This is a genomic window from Paenibacillus sp. LT-B23 (genome assembly GCF_059417685.1).
Map to the genome: position 1 here is coordinate 242,642 of NZ_JBSQBM010000004.1, position 15,025 is coordinate 257,666.

The window sequence follows — 15,025 nt, forward strand, 5'->3', positions numbered from 1 at the left end:
TTGTGGAAAGGGTTTATTTGTTATGGGGATCAGAACAAGCAAAAAGAAGAAGAACGAAAACTTAATGAAACGTATGATAAAGGATTTACGTTCCCTTTCTCACTGGTGGATTTTTCTGTTTTTTGTAACCTTAATTTCTTCTTTAATAGTAGCATTAAACCCGCTTATTGTACGCAGTATTATCGACGTTGCAATTCCTAAGAAAGATTTTAAAATGCTTTTATTGCTTATTATTTCTTTTGTTTTAGTATTCTTAGTTCAAGTGGGCACTGATGGATTTCAATCATATTTGCAAACTGTTATCGGACAGAAGGCGGTAATAAAGTTTCGGCTAAAGCTTGTTCGAAAACTGCTACGATTACCATTGTCATTTTTTCACAAAAATGAAACCGGTGATTTGCTAAACAGATTAGAAGTCGATACTAATTCAATCGATCTTTTAGCATCCAGATTAATGGTTTTGATTTTTTCACAAAGCACTTCACTAGTTTATTCATTGGTGATTATGGCATATTTAAACTTTTCATTATTTCTTATAACAATCTTAATAATCCCTGCAATTTATTTTTATCAAAAGAAATCCGGGAATAAATTTCATAAGAAATCAATGGAGGGAAGAGAATATATTTCCGCGTTATTTAATATAGATAAAGATATGTTATCAGGCATGGAGTACATTAAGAACGTAGGTAATTATCCGCGTATCATTCACTGGTACAACCAGGTTTTACGGAATTGGTCTAAAAATAATATTCATATGTCAATTTTAACGTTACAAAACTCTTTCTTTATGGGTTCAGGAGCATTATTAATTATGCTCGTGACTTATGGCTTAGGGGGTTATTATGTAATTGACGGGTTAATGTCAATAGGCAGTTTAATCGCCTACAAGTCTTATATTGAAAAAGTATATATTTCGATGTTTTCCTTATCTAATACATGGTTGCAGTATAAAAAATCACTTTCAGGATTAGAGAGAATCTATTGGATTTTAGATCAACCCTCTTTGTTGAGTGTGGGAATAAGCATAGACAAAGAGTATGTTAAAGGAGCAATAATATTTGATAATGTATCATTTGAATATAAAGGGGGAGTTCCGATTTTGGATCGGGCGAACTTTCAGATAGTTCCATATACCCGAAATGTAATTGTTGGAGCGAATGGTATAGGTAAAAGTACAATTTTTCGCTTAATATTAAAGCACTATCAAGTAGATAGCGGTGAGATCTTATTGGATGATGAAGCACTGGGGAAATACACTGATACCCAAATTCGTTCAAAAATAGGACTTATCTCACAAAATCATTTTGTTTTTTCTAATACATTGTTTGAAAATTTAAGATATGTAAAAGAAGATGTTAGTGAAAAAGAAATTCTCAGTGTTTTAGATAAAGTGGGTCTTAAAAAATGGGCAGAAGAACTTCCACAAGGATTGGAAACCTTTATGGGAAACGGAGGGGTACAATTATCAGGTGGACAAAAACAAAAACTGTCTTTAGCTCACATACTACTTAAGAAGCCTGACATTTTGCTGCTTGACGAGCCTTCTTCGTCATTTGACGTAACCTCGAAAGAGATGTTATACAGATGCTTGAATGAAGACTTTGAAGGATGTACTATTGTAATAATATCCCATGATGTAGAGTCTATACGTGAGAATGATAACGTTATATTTATTCAGAATTCTCATTGTATCGAAGAAGGAGCACATTCTTACTTACTTCATTACAACTCGAATTACCGCAGACTTTGGAATGTACAACAAAATAATAATGATCTAGGAGTGATTTGATGAAAGATAAAGCTTATTTATTGTTCATTTTCGCCGCCGGGACATTTTTAATTGGAGGATTCCGATTACTGGATCGTGGTGAAAACTCCGGGATGTATTGGGGAGGAGCCGTTTTGATGCTTGTAATGGCTTGGGTAAGCTACAAACGGTATAAGCAAAAATGACTAAACATCCTGCATCAATTCTGGACATCAACGGATTATCGAAGACATATGGGCAGAATCAAGCGCTTACCGATCTTCATTTGTCGCTTGAATCGGGACAAATTTATGGGCTTCTTGGAGAAAATGGCGCGGGTAAAACCACAACTCTTCAGATTATTGTAGGAATCATTGAAAAAACATCAGGTTCTGTCGATATTTGCGGAATCTCAATAGACAGCCATCCCGTGCAGGCCAAAAAGAACTGTTTTTATATACCAGATCATGCGGTGTTATTCGAAAATATGCGTGGTAACAGGTATCTTGAGTGGATGTGTCAAATCTACGAGGTTAACTATCGTGAAGCTTATACCAGACAAGATGACTTGATAAGTGCTTTTGGTTTGGTCCCTCACTTGGAAAAAGAGATTGGGGAAATGTCGCTCGGGACCAAACAAAAGCTTCTTTTAACAGCAGGACTAATGATCAATCCACCGTTGTTAATTTTGGATGAACCTATGGTCGGGCTGGACGCTACTTCGATCCTATTAATGAAGGAGTCATTGCAGAACTTCGCATGTAAGGGAGGAGCGGTTCTGTTCTCTACACATCTGCTGCATATCGCTCAAAATATATGTAGCCATGTGTTCATTCTGAAGGAAGGTAAAGAGGCCTTTCAGACGAAAATGAGTGAGCTTACCGAAGACCTAGAACATGTATTTATGGGCGTGATGTCTGGATGAAGCGCTTGGCTAGAGGTTGGCGGATGTTTAAATGGGTGTTACGTTATGAATTATTCAGGAATCGCGTAGGGCGCGGCGTGCTTACGTTATCACTTGCAGCCGTGCTCTTGGTCTATTTAACAGCGGAATTTAGCCAGACTCTAGAAATATTCATATTGGCTGATTCGCGAAGTATGCTGCTTCTTACCATCGCAGGAATTCAATTGTTCTTTTTATACTTTACTATCGGATGGTTTACTTCGGCATTATACGATGGGCGAAATATAGAGTATCTTTTAGCTTTTCCTTTGGCAAGGCAGGAGATTGTAGGTGCTTATTATTTCGTTTTTTTGATCAGACTTTATATCTATCAGCTTGGTATGGTCTATCCCTTCGTTTATATTATCTGGAAAGAACACGAGTTACTGCTGGGAGAGTTTGTTGCTGGCGGGGTATGTTTTATACTATTGCCAATTATCACACTCCATGTGTCACTTACGGCCTCGGTTCTGGGGACTTATCTGGCTCCTGGAGGGAGAAAGTATCGATCAATTAGCTTGAGTTTCTTTGTCCTTGTCATTGCTGCTGTCATTTATGTGTTCAGAATTAATGATAACTTAAGAAGCGGTCTGGCCCATGGGCTGAGCAACCCGGACTCATGGATTGGCCTAGTCATCCTCATTGTCGTTTTATCCCTCCTCGCAAGAACAATACTTCTCAAATACTGGCTTAAGGGAAGAAAAGGGGGAGCTATTGATTCTGTACATCGTTCGTCTAGACTGTCGCTCAAGTGGATATTACTCGAACGAGAATTTGTCAATTTTGTACGAATTCCCGCTTTTATGACGAATTATTGTGTGATGGTTATTATCGGTGTGTTTTTAGCGTATGGTTTTCAAGGGAATTTAAAAAGTATCATATCAGCTCATGTTCACCCAGAAACCGCGAAACTATTAGTTACCTTGCTTCTGTCGCAGTTTGTAAGCTTGGCAATGCCGGTTTCCGATGTTGCATTCTCCAGAGAAGGTCGTGAATGGGCCTCTATTCAGAGTTTGCCTATTTCTTTAGCTCAAATTTTCAATACAAAGCTATTGTTTTGCTTAGCCTGCGAGGTCATAGGTATACTTCCTGCAGTCCTTTTTCTGTTATATAAAGATGGCTTTACCGGCTGGCAGGAGTTCTATTGGCTGCTTCCTCTAATATTTTTTGGAACCGGTATACACACGCTTGTTAAGGTGGTTATTGACTTGTGCTCTCCGGATTTCACTTGGAGCACTCCTGTTCAGGCCCGCAGCTATCTAAAGAGATACGCAGCCTATGGTGTTAACCTAATTTTTAGCGTTCTTGTCATCCTCTGCTTTATAACATTTGAAAGACGGAATGTGCCTTTTTTTATACTTGTTTTGCTTGTTGGGGGCTTGGGGATGGGATTATGTGCGTTAGTTATGCGTGAATTGAACAAAGCACAACGCCACCAGAGTAAGCTTATACGTTTGTAGACCAGTCTTCATATTCCTTTACACGCTAATAAAAGATCACGAACATAACGCAGGAAGCAGTAGAGATAGCTTGGACGCTAAAAGATTCCAAATCAAAATTATGATCTATCCGCAGCTTCCGTAACTTTATGTATAGAAGATGGATTGTCAACACTAAACTAGACAACTTTTTTATGGTGCCTCTGCTTGAACTCAGCCGGACTCAAGTAATCCAGAGAACCGTGAATCCGAATATGGTTAAACCAGTGTACATAGTCATGTAATTCTGTGGTTAGCTCAGCTAGACTTTCAAAATGACGTTTCTTCACAAACTCCGTTTTGAAAATTTTAAACGTGGCTTCCGCAACGGCGTTGTCATAGGGGCAGCCTTTCATGCTTAAAGAACGCTCAATCTGAAAAGTCTCCAGCGCATCGTCGATGAGCTTATTCTTGAATTCATTTCCTCGGTCGGTGTGGAAGAGCTGAATGTCATTCAGGTTGCCCTTAATTGAGGCCAAAGCACGGTAAACCAGCTTGGCATTCTTGTGTGGTCCCGCACTGTAGCCGATAATTTCGCGGTTAAACAGATCCACAAAGAAGCATACATAATTCCAATATGAACCCACTCTAACATACGTCAGGTCGCTTACGACGACAGATAACGCCTGCTCTTGTTCAAATTTCCGGTTCAATACATTCGCTTGCTTGGCTTCATTGTATCTCGTGGAATGAGGCTTGTACTGAGCGACCGTATACGAGGAAACCAGTCCGAATTCCTTCATGATTCGTCCTATTCTCCGCCTAGATACCGTAAAGCCTTGTTGGTGCAGCTCTTTTTTTATCTTACGCGTACCATAGTTTTGGCGACTCCTTTGAAAAATGTCTACAATAATAGAGGAAATTTCATCCTCGGATGGAACTTCGACTTTGCATTCTTCATAATAATAGGTGCTTCTGGGGATGTTCAGGACGTCGCACATTGCTGATACCGAGTATTTATGTTTATTCTGGCGAATGACATTTACTTTCGTCCCATGATCAGCGCGGCTTGCTTTAAAATGTCATTCTCCATGAGTAGTTGCTTGTTCTGTTGGATCGGCTACACTAAGTTGGACAGAAAATATAAGGGCTAGTAGAATAAGCAGATAAGAAGAAGGAGCGGATCTACGATGCCAAAACCAAGACGTACATTTACGACGAAATTTAAGAAGTAAATGGTTGATTTATATGAAAATAGAAAATAATGAGCGAGCATTGTTCGTGAGTATGATCATGATTTTTCCACTCGCAAACCCAGCATAAAAATAGCAAGCAGGTTTGTAGAGTTCCTGAATCTCCCATACTACAACATAGTACGTTTCAATTTATGGTGGCTTCCAAGCCCCGATGTATAAACTGTACGGATCGGCTTTGTGTACAAACCGGCTGGCCTGATTGAGGTGACTGAGGACAAAAAAATGCTTAAGCTCATATTATCATGCAAGCTCACTTATGATAAACAAGCCTAAGATTCTAATAAAGATGTGAAAAATACACTATGACATCCAAAAGCTAAGATTCTTGATTCATAAATTCAGGCCCAATCTATTGACGATTTATAGGGTGTCAGGACAGAAGTCAGAGTTATATGATTATTTGGTTAGTGATAGTGTTTTTGGCTTTATTTGTAATATTTTTGCTAGTATGTTCATCCCGTCCAAGAGAATGCTTATTTCTATTCTGCTCATTATAGCTCTATACTACAATTTATCGTTTGCTTGGGTTTATAATATTGATTTATCAAAGCTTACTTTTAGCAATATTGATAAGCTATCGGGGCTACTAACAAAGATAGTTGCTCTAGCCACGACAGTTGTCGTCTTGTATCCTGCATTCCCGCGAAATTATAACGAGGATAGTGCAGAAACCTTGAAACGACGCGGTTTTTATCCAATATCTCTTGCCAATCTTCCCCATTCCACGTTATAATTATAACGTGGAATGGGGGGATCATATGCCGCTTATCTATCTGAAAAATAAGAAAAACGGGATTACATACGTCTATGAGTCCGAGAACTACTGGGACAAAACGAAGCAACAATCGCGCAGCCGTCGTATTTGCATTGGCAAGCTGGACTCGCAAACGGGCGAATTCCTTCCGTCCAAGCGCTTGGCTGCAACAGAGCCTACCGTGAAGCGCGGCCCGGTTCCTGTGGCAGAGACGAATCGCTTATACGGCGGCGCGACCTATTTGCTCAGCGCCATCGGTGAAAAGTTGGAGATTACAGCAGACTTGAAGCAATGCTTTCCTAATCATTATAAGCAGCTTCTGTCCATCGCCTTTTTTCTCATTCTGGAGGACCACAATCCGCTGCAGCGATTTTCGAAGTGGGCCTTGACTCACCACCATCCTTACGGCAAGGATATTCCTTCACAACGCAGCAGCGATTTTTTTGCCTCGATCTCCGAAGAAGCCCGGGAGCGTTTTTTCCAGCTGCAGGGCAGGCGACGGGCAGAAAAAGAGTATTGGGCTTACGATACGACCACCCTATCCAGCTACTCGGAAAGCCTGAAACAGGTCAAATACGGAAAAAACAAGGAACATGATCCACTTCCGCAAATGAATCTGGCTCTTCTCTTTGGCGAGCAGTCCAATCTGCCGTTTTACTACCGCAAGTTGCCTGGAAACATTTCGGATGTACAGACCCTTAAGAAACTGCTTACCGATCTGGACTTCTTTTCCTACAAAAAGATCAAACTGGTCATGGACCGCGGCTTCTATAGTGAAGCGAACATCAATGCCATGTATCAGCATCATTTGAAATTTCTCATCGGCGTGAAAGTGACGCTCAAATACGTGCAAGCCGAGTTGGAGACGGCCAAGCCGCAGCTACAAAAATGGGAGAACTTCCATCCCGATTACAACTTGTATGCGCACTCGGCTACGATCACTTGGAAGTATTCACAGACGCAGCCTTATAAAGGCGATGTCATTGAAGGGGAGCGCCGCGCTTACTTGCACCTGTACTTCAACAAAGAGAAAGAAGCCGAAGACGCCAATACATTGAATCGGCTGCTCACAAAACTGAAAACAGAACTGGAGAGCGGAAAACGCGAGCCTGCACATGAAAAAGTGTATGCCAAGTACTTTGAAGTCACGTCTACACCTAAACGGGGCCTCTCCATCAAGCCTAAGCAGGAGGCAATCGATGCCGCTGCCAAGAACTACGGGTATTTCGCACTGCTTAGCAATGAGATCAAAGACCCCATCGAAGCACTCGCCGTGTATCGCAACAAGGATGTGATTGAAAAAGCCTTTGGCAACTTGAAAGAACGCCTGAATTTCCGTCGCATGGAGGTTTCCTCCGAACGAAGTCTGGATGGGAAACTGTTTGTAGAGTTCATCGCACTCCTCTATTTATCCTATATTAAGAAAGTGATGCAGGAGAAACAACTATTCCGGCGCTATACGATGCAGGGACTGCTCGATGAACTCGATGTGATCGAGTGTTATGAACGTCCCGGACACGATCTGCAATTCGGCGAGATCACCAAACGCCAGATTGAACTTTACGTTGCGCTGGGAGTTCCTTCGCCTACCTCGTTATAATTTGACCGGGAATTTAGGTTATATGCGTCTTTCCCACCATTATTACAAAAGGTGGTACAAGTTCCTTTGTCATCTTTAGAAGTTGCTGCATAACTGGACGGCCCAACAAATACAGCACTAAATAGTAAGACTAAAGCTAATACAAGTGTAGTGCCGGCGCTGAATTTTCACATAATCACGGTACAGGAAGAGAGGTCAGTGGATCGAGTCAAACGCAAGGGGGCCATTTTTATAGTACGGCTATCTTCCATCTGGTTGGACTTTAAAACCGGATGGATTTTTTCTGTAGAAACAGTCACAACCGATTATCTTATGAATTTTAACAATTTTTTATAAAAAGTTTTACATTGCGATAACCATGACAACTGTGCGCACAGATATTGTAGAGCTATCCTGAAAGAAGGGAGTAGAGAGGATTAGGTCCATATACAAGAATATTCATGCAATTATTTGGAGAATGCGGACCATGTGAAACAAAGGATTGTAAGCAATGAAATTCGAGTCTGAAAAAGAAATCTATTGCTGAACCAATTATAAGGGTTTAATTTTGCCTAGAGGACAAGGAAAGGGATGTGATATCAAAATGTTTAAGAAATTTTTTATCCCGGTGATATTAATGATTTTGTTAGTATCCATGGCTGCATGTTCTCAATCATCGCAAAACATATCAGAGAATAATACCAATCAGACGGTAAAAGAACCGGATACATTAACAATTGCCTGGCTTCCGGACCAGTCAGGCAATGAATTACAAGAAACAAGAGACGAAATAGCAAAAGTGATAGAAAAGGTAACAGGCAAGAAAGTTGAAAATAAGCTTACAACAGATATTGTTGTCGCGACAGAAGCGATTTTGTCCGGTAACGCTCAGCTTGGATACATCGGGCCTACGGCTTATGTGAGGGCACATACTAAAAATAGTAAAATACTCCCACTTGTCGTCAATACCGGAGACTCCGGAACGATTAGCGACGCACAATACTATTGCTTAATGGTTGTAAAAAAGGGAGTCGAAAGCCAGTATAAATCCGGTGAACAGTATACGCTAAACAATACTGAAGGCAAGAAGATATCCTATGTGAGTACGAGTTCGACATCAGGATTTGCAATTCCAATCGCTTTATTAACTAAAGAAGCGAAAAATACAGACAAATGGAAAAATATAAATATTGAGGAATTAACCCAGAGCGGAAAATATTTTAGTGAAGTTTTGTATGGAAATACAAACTTAGGTGCATTAGCCAATATGCTTTCGGGAAAAGCTGATATTGCAAACTTTCCTGATACCGCATTGCAAAGTTATGTTGATATTGTTGAGGGCTCTGTAGACAAGCCTGGATCCATTTTTAGAATCAATGATCATGCACCGGAGACAATAAGCGCTTTTCGTGGGAGCGAGTATGTTGTCATCAGTTCTACTCCGATGCCAAATATGGGGTTTAGTTATAATAGCAGCTTAATTTCAGATGAAACGGCTAAGAAAATATCAGCCGCATTGACTTCGGATGAAACTGCAAAAAATGAAAAAATATTTGTTCCGGCAGATTCGAAGGTAAAGGGTATTTTTAAGAATAAAACGAAAGAAGGTAAAATGCGGTTTATCGAGGTCCAAGATGAGTGGTATGGCACTGTACGGGGGTTTATGGACTATATTCCTAATTAACATCTCAATTTTTAATCAAAATATGAAAGCTCTCCTCTAAAAGAGGGCTTTCCATTTTCTAAAGGAGTCCACATGAGTCAATTGATTATTAAACAGGTTTCCAAAAAATATTCTAATGGAACATTAGCCTTATCTGATATAAGTTTCGAAGTGGAAAAGGGCGAATTCATCTCAATAATTGGTCCATCAGGAGCTGGAAAATCATCCCTTCTTCGCTGTATTAACAGGATGATTGATGTGTCTCAAGGGGACATTATTTTTAACGGGCAAAGCACCTCACAATTAAAAGGGAATAATTTGAGAAAACTAAGAACCCAAATCGGAATGATATTCCAACATTATAATCTTGTAGAAAGATTATCTGTCATAGAAAATGTACTTCATGGCAGATTAGGACATAAATCAACCATTCAAGGCTTGATGGGTCTGTTTACAAAAGAAGAAAAAAAGCAGGCATTTAAAATTATTGAAATGCTTGGCTTGGAAAAACAGATCTATAATCGATGCGATCAGCTGAGTGGCGGTCAAAAACAAAGAGTTGGGATTGCGCGTGCACTTGCACAAAATCCAAAGCTTCTACTATGTGATGAGCCGATAGCTTCTCTTGATCCTAGCTCTTCAACGATCATTATGGACCATTTGAAAAGCATTTCAAAGGAAATGAATATTACATGTCTTGTGAATCTACATCAGGTTCAAGTTGCTTTAAAATATTCCGACAGAATTATTGGCATTCATTCTGGAAAAGTAGTGTATGACGATAATACGGATATAGATACAGAAAAAATAAATGAAATATATGGTTCCCATATTGAACTTGATAACAGATAGGGAAAGGAGACAGCAATGACATCCGATTTTTTTCTTAATAAGCTCAAACGTAATGCTTTCCTTTTTTTTAGCCTGGTGGCAATCGTTATTCTTTCGGTTTTTGTAACAAAGTATGATGTAATAAAGGGATTCACAGGCTTTTATGAGGCAACTGTCTGGGCTGCTTTGAATTTTTATCCAGACGTACAATCCTTAGAAAAGCTGCCGAATATTTTGATGAAGCTGGGAGATACAGTCTTGATGTCTATTGCGGCGACAACCACTTCAGCATGTTTCAGCTTTGTTTTTGCTCTAATAGGATCAAAGACAACCGGTTTCAATCCTTTTTTAAGTGGTATCAGCAGGGGCATTGCCTCTCTATCAAGAAATGTCCCTTATGTAGCTTGGGGTATGCTGCTCCTCTTATCGTTTGGGCAAAGTGCGTTAACAGGTTATATCGCATTGTTTTTGGTATCTTTTGGTTTTTTAACGAGAGCCTTCATGGAGACCATTGATGAATCAAGCCAGAATTCCGTCGAAGCGCTGAAAGCCACAGGGTCAAATTATGTACTTACCATTTTTCGTGCTGTCGTGCCGCAATGTACTCCCCAAATCATAAGCTGGATTCTTTATAAGATAGAATCAAATATCAGAGAAGCAACGCTGCTTGGCATGCTTACTGGAACGGGCATCGGTTTTTTATTCGATTTAAATTACAAATTGATGAAATATCATGAAGCAAGTCTTGTTATTGTTGTCACTGTTGTATCTGTTCTACTCATTGAATTTGTATCCAATTATATAAGAAGGGTGATTTTATAGTGAAGGCTGATGAAAAGCTAATTAAAATAAAGCCATTCAGCAAAGCGAATTTATTAACCAAGTCCACTATCCTTATACTCGTTTTATTGACGGTATATACTTTTTTGAGCCTTGATTATAAAAATCTGAATTTGGAAAAAAGCATACCTGAAACACTTCATAATTTTAAGCTATTCTTTTTTGAACCTCAACTGAATCATTTTAAATTTATGGATGTAGTAGACAGCATCATTGCCACACTGGGGCTTTCCGTTATAACGACTGTGTTTGGCGGAATTGTTGCCTTGATTTTGGGTCTTTTTGCTGCTGAAAATCTTTCATCAAAAACGGCTTCAAATATAATAAAAGCATTTGTTGCGATGATTAGAGCCGTTCCAACTATATTTTGGGTATTGATATTTTCCGCTTCAATAGGTTTAGGCAGTACATCTGCGGTGATCGGGATGAGCTTTCATACGATCGGATATCTGATTAAAGCTTATTCAGAATCATTTGAAGAATTGGACAGAAGCGTTATTGAAGCCTTGAGAAGCAGCGGCGCAAGCTGGTGGCAGGTCGTCATCCATGCAGTAATCCCGACTTCAATGACATTTTTAATTTCCTGGACATTTATACGATTTGAAATTAATTTTGCTACAGCTGTTGCTGTCAGCGCAGCGGCAGGTGCAGAAGGTATAGGCTTCAACCTGTTTCAAGCCGCTTCTTTTTACTATGATCTGCATGAAGCTGGAATGATAACCTATTTTATTCTTTTCGTAGCGTTTGTTTTTGAATATAGTTCAACCAGAGTGAAATTAAAAATAAAAGCAAAGCATTAAATAGGATTAATCTTAACAATTTCCTATAACAATTTTTACATTGCGATAACCATTCGAACTGTGCGCACAGATATTGTAGAGCTATCCTGAAAGGAGGAGTAGAGAGGATTTGGTCGATAAACAGGAACATTCATGCACCTATCTGGAGATTGCGGATCATGTGATTCAAAGGATTGTAAGCAATGAAATTCGAGTTGGAGAAAAAATTCCATCCCTGAACCAATTATCGAAACAATTTGGCGTTAACCATCATATTGCCCGGTTAGCCATGACCCGTTTGGAGAATTTGGGATGGGTTACTTCCATCCATGGGAAAGGGTGCTTTGTTAACGAAAGATCGGCGAAGTTTTCAAACTTTCTTTCCAAATACAGTAATTATACAAACACCATGATCCAAGTTGGAAAAAAGCCAAAGGCTCAATTAATCGATTGGCATCTTGGTGAGCCGACCGCGCATGAGAGCGAAATCTTATGCTTGGCGCCGATCGATCAAGTTTTCAGGTTGGAAATATTGCGCTTTACGGATGATGAACCGATATCGGTTACAACCTCGACTTTCCCGGAAAAACTTGTTCCACAAATGGATCGGTATTTTGAAGATTTTTATTCCTTGCATGCCTTACTGGAGACATACTACAACATTGTTCCCGTACGGAAATGCTCGTTTGTCGAAGCGAAAATGCCTTCTCAAAAAGAAGCGGATTTACTGGGCATGCCGGAAAACATCCCTGTCGTTTGGAAAGAAAATATAAGCTTGCATCTCGATGGTACTCCGGTTGAAATTGATATTTCCCGAACGCGGGGAGATCGGGTTCAACTCGTCATCGACTATGAAAATATGGCGGCGAAGACGGTTGCGCAAGCCTCTGCAACATTAGAGGAACAAGACACAAACTAGGAGAGCGGACTTATGAACACATTTCGCATTTACGGTGGAAAAATCGTGACACCTGAAGCCGTCGTAGAGAATGGCACCGTTACAGTCGATAATGGAAAAATTGTCGACATTGGCGCGACGGCTCCTTTGCACACAGGTCCTGACGATATCGATGCCAGAGGACACTGGATATTTCCCGGTATCGTCGACTCGCACAGCGATGCCATTGAGACGGAAATTCAACCCAGGGTTCGAAGTGTGCTTCCTGTTGAATCGGCTTTTCGCGAATTGGAACGAAAGCTGGCGGGACAAGGCATTACGACCATGTACCACGCTCTCGGTTTGGCCGATGCGAATGCCAAAAGCGCGGTGCGGAATCAAGATACAATCGAACAAATCGTGTCCGCAGCGCATCGATTGCAGCACGAGGGGGCGCTGATCCGCCATCGCATTCATCTTCGGTTCGAAATTACAAAGTTGGAGATGGCCGAATTCGTGGAACGATTGCTGGCGGACAAGCACATTCATCAGCTTTCGTTCACCGATCATACGCCCGGCCAAGGCCAATTTCGCAATCTCGCGTTGTTTCGGGAAAATGCGATTCGGCAGCAGAAGATTCAGGAAGGCGAAGCCGAACATTACGTAAACAGGCAGCTGGACAAGGAGAAGGTGGATGCTTCCAAACTCAAGGAAATTGCTGATCTGGCGTACAAACAAGGAATTCCCATCGCTTCTCATGATGACGACACCATCGAGAAGTTGAACTGGGTCGCACAGCTTCATTCCCGAATAAGCGAATTCCCGATTGAGTTGTCGGTGGCCAAAGAAGCGAAACGACGCGGCATGCATGTCGCTTTGGGCGCTCCGAATTTACTGCTGGGACATTCGACAAGCAACAATCTTTCCGCGCTGGATGCAGTCAAAGAAGACGCGGTGGATTTCCTTTGTTCCGATTATTACCCGCCTTCTCTGTTGCTCGCAGCCTTTAAATTATACCGCTTGGGTTACGGCATGTCTTACGCAGCCAACTTGGTTTCGCTTAATCCGGCCAAGGCACTGGGAATCGATACAGTTACAGGGTCATTGGAACCGGGAAAAGCCGCCGATATTTTGGTGGTGGACGAGCGAAACGGTCATCCCTTTATCACGCACACATTGGTCGAAGGCAGAATTGTAAGTAGACTAAACGATCGCCTGACAGGGGCTCAATAGGAAGCTTAGCATCAAGTCAGAAGTGAGGGAGTGGCCGGGTGAAATCTGCGCAACGAACACGAATTTTAATAGAAGGCAACGAACGATTGCTGTCGCAATTGAGCCGGCAAATCGAACAAAAGTACGAGATTCGCGTGGAAAAACCGGCGGCCAAAGGGTTGGTTTTGACCAAAGCGCGCGACTCCGTGAGCCTGCAGCCGTTTTATGCCGGAGAGGTTTTCATAACGGAATGCACCGTATCGATCGGCCCGGTGTGTGGCTTTGGCGCCATTATGGGGGAAGAACCCGAGCGAGCTTTCCAGCTTGCTGTGGTGGATGCGGCATTCCGGGCAGAGTTGCCGGAGACGGCCTCCTGGCATCGTTTGCTGCTGGACGAGGAACAACGCATTCGGGAGAAGCAAGAACGTGAGCATGCGCTAATCATGCAAACGAAAGTGAATTTTGATCCGGAGGAGGAATCCGATGATAGGCACTGACACAGACGACGGCGTGTTCGATCTGATTCACGACACCAGTACGGTTTACCGGACGTTGCTTGATGCGATGTCCAGACCTGGAACCGTAGGAAACATAGGCGCTGCCGCGGATAAATTGCTGCAGCCGACGCCGGAAAACAGAATGGGGTTGGCGCTAGCCCTGGCGCTGCTGGATGCCGACGTTCGCTTCGCCGTACGGATGAAGGAGGGCACAACGCTGGAACAAGCCATTTGTCGGCAAACTTACGCACAAACAGCCGATGCGGCGCAAGCCGACTACTTGTTTGTCGACGGTGACTTGCCGGAGGCGGCGCTGGAAAGGCTTTTAACCGAGATCCGCTGCGGAACGCTGCAGGAGCCGGAAGACAGCGCCACTCTTTTTGTTCGGGTCGATGAGGTGGCGGATGCAACGCTTGAAGCCGCATCGATCGTGCTGGCTGGTCCGGGCATTTGCGACCGCGCCTATTGCAGGATCAAGGGGCTTGCTCCCCTATGGATCCGCGAGAGAGCGAGATTGAATGCCAAGTATCCGGTCGGCATCGATCTCATCGTATTCGATCGGCAAGGAAATGTCATGGCCTTGCCGCGCACAACCTTGATCGAAGGGAGGACAATCTCGTGACTTA

13 protein-coding genes and 1 pseudogene are annotated in these 15,025 nt (G+C 41.9%); 13 read left to right on the forward strand and 1 reads right to left on the reverse strand.

Annotation, left to right across the window (positions count from 1 at the left end):
* Positions 1-73: 73 nt before the first annotated feature.
* From ACWXW9_RS07970 to ACWXW9_RS07985, 4 genes are read left to right on the forward strand one after another with little or no spacing between them, the layout of a single operon-like run.
* Positions 74-1,792 carry an ABC transporter ATP-binding protein gene (locus ACWXW9_RS07970; RefSeq protein WP_494928952.1) on the forward strand — a complete coding sequence of 573 codons (1,719 nt, stop codon included), beginning with the start codon at positions 74-76 and terminating at the stop codon, positions 1,790-1,792.
* The gene (locus ACWXW9_RS07975) at positions 1,792-1,956 is read left to right on the forward strand and encodes a hypothetical protein (RefSeq protein WP_494928953.1); all 165 of its coding nucleotides are present in this window, start codon (positions 1,792-1,794) and stop codon (positions 1,954-1,956) included. The genes ACWXW9_RS07970 and ACWXW9_RS07975 overlap by 1 nt, the downstream gene beginning before the upstream one ends.
* Positions 1,953-2,675 carry an ABC transporter ATP-binding protein gene (locus tag ACWXW9_RS07980; RefSeq protein WP_494928954.1) on the forward strand — a complete coding sequence of 241 codons (723 nt, stop codon included), beginning with the start codon at positions 1,953-1,955 and terminating at the stop codon, positions 2,673-2,675. The genes ACWXW9_RS07975 and ACWXW9_RS07980 overlap by 4 nt, the downstream gene beginning before the upstream one ends.
* Positions 2,672-4,153, forward strand: coding sequence for a hypothetical protein (locus ACWXW9_RS07985; protein ID WP_494928955.1), 1,482 nt, complete (start codon positions 2,672-2,674; stop codon positions 4,151-4,153). Before ACWXW9_RS07980 ends, ACWXW9_RS07985 begins: the two co-directional genes overlap by 4 nt.
* Before the next feature lie 158 nt (positions 4,154-4,311).
* On the opposite strand, the pseudogene ACWXW9_RS07990 reads toward ACWXW9_RS07985, so the two are convergent.
* Positions 4,312-5,225 (reverse strand): annotated as a pseudogene (locus tag ACWXW9_RS07990) (IS3 family transposase); the annotation flags it as partial.
* A 900-nt stretch (positions 5,226-6,125) separates the two neighbouring features.
* On the opposite strand from ACWXW9_RS07990, the gene ACWXW9_RS07995 reads away from it, so the two are divergent.
* The 9 genes from ACWXW9_RS07995 (at position 6,126) to phnH (ending at position 15,021) form a co-directional block, all read left to right on the forward strand.
* Entirely contained in the window at positions 6,126-7,721 is a 1,596-nt protein-coding gene (locus ACWXW9_RS07995) for an IS1634 family transposase (protein WP_494928956.1), read from the forward strand.
* Between the two features lie 583 nt (positions 7,722-8,304).
* Entirely contained in the window at positions 8,305-9,384 is a 1,080-nt protein-coding gene (locus ACWXW9_RS08000) for a phosphate/phosphite/phosphonate ABC transporter substrate-binding protein (protein WP_494928957.1), read from the forward strand.
* Between the two features lie 72 nt (positions 9,385-9,456).
* Positions 9,457-10,215 carry a phosphonate ABC transporter ATP-binding protein gene (gene phnC / locus ACWXW9_RS08005; RefSeq protein WP_494928958.1) on the forward strand — a complete coding sequence of 253 codons (759 nt, stop codon included), beginning with the start codon at positions 9,457-9,459 and terminating at the stop codon, positions 10,213-10,215.
* 15 nt (positions 10,216-10,230) lie between these two features.
* The gene (locus tag ACWXW9_RS08010) at positions 10,231-11,016 is read left to right on the forward strand and encodes an ABC transporter permease subunit (RefSeq protein WP_494928959.1); all 786 of its coding nucleotides are present in this window, start codon (positions 10,231-10,233) and stop codon (positions 11,014-11,016) included.
* Entirely contained in the window at positions 11,016-11,834 is an 819-nt protein-coding gene (locus tag ACWXW9_RS08015; RefSeq protein ID WP_494928960.1) for a PhnE/PtxC family ABC transporter permease, read from the forward strand. The genes ACWXW9_RS08010 and ACWXW9_RS08015 overlap by 1 nt, the downstream gene beginning before the upstream one ends.
* Before the next feature lie 109 nt (positions 11,835-11,943).
* Entirely contained in the window at positions 11,944-12,732 is a 789-nt protein-coding gene (locus tag ACWXW9_RS08020) for a GntR family transcriptional regulator (protein ID WP_494928961.1), read from the forward strand.
* Positions 12,733-12,744: 12 nt separating this feature from the next.
* The gene (locus ACWXW9_RS08025) at positions 12,745-13,923 is read left to right on the forward strand and encodes an alpha-D-ribose 1-methylphosphonate 5-triphosphate diphosphatase (protein ID WP_494928962.1); all 1,179 of its coding nucleotides are present in this window, start codon (positions 12,745-12,747) and stop codon (positions 13,921-13,923) included.
* 38 nt (positions 13,924-13,961) lie between these two features.
* On the forward strand, positions 13,962-14,399 hold the full coding sequence (gene phnG / locus ACWXW9_RS08030) for a phosphonate C-P lyase system protein PhnG (protein WP_494928963.1): 438 nt from the start codon (positions 13,962-13,964) through the stop codon (positions 14,397-14,399).
* The gene (gene phnH, locus ACWXW9_RS08035; protein ID WP_494928964.1) at positions 14,386-15,021 is read left to right on the forward strand and encodes a phosphonate C-P lyase system protein PhnH; all 636 of its coding nucleotides are present in this window, start codon (positions 14,386-14,388) and stop codon (positions 15,019-15,021) included. Before phnG ends, phnH begins: the two co-directional genes overlap by 14 nt.
* Positions 15,022-15,025: the final 4 nt, after the last annotated feature.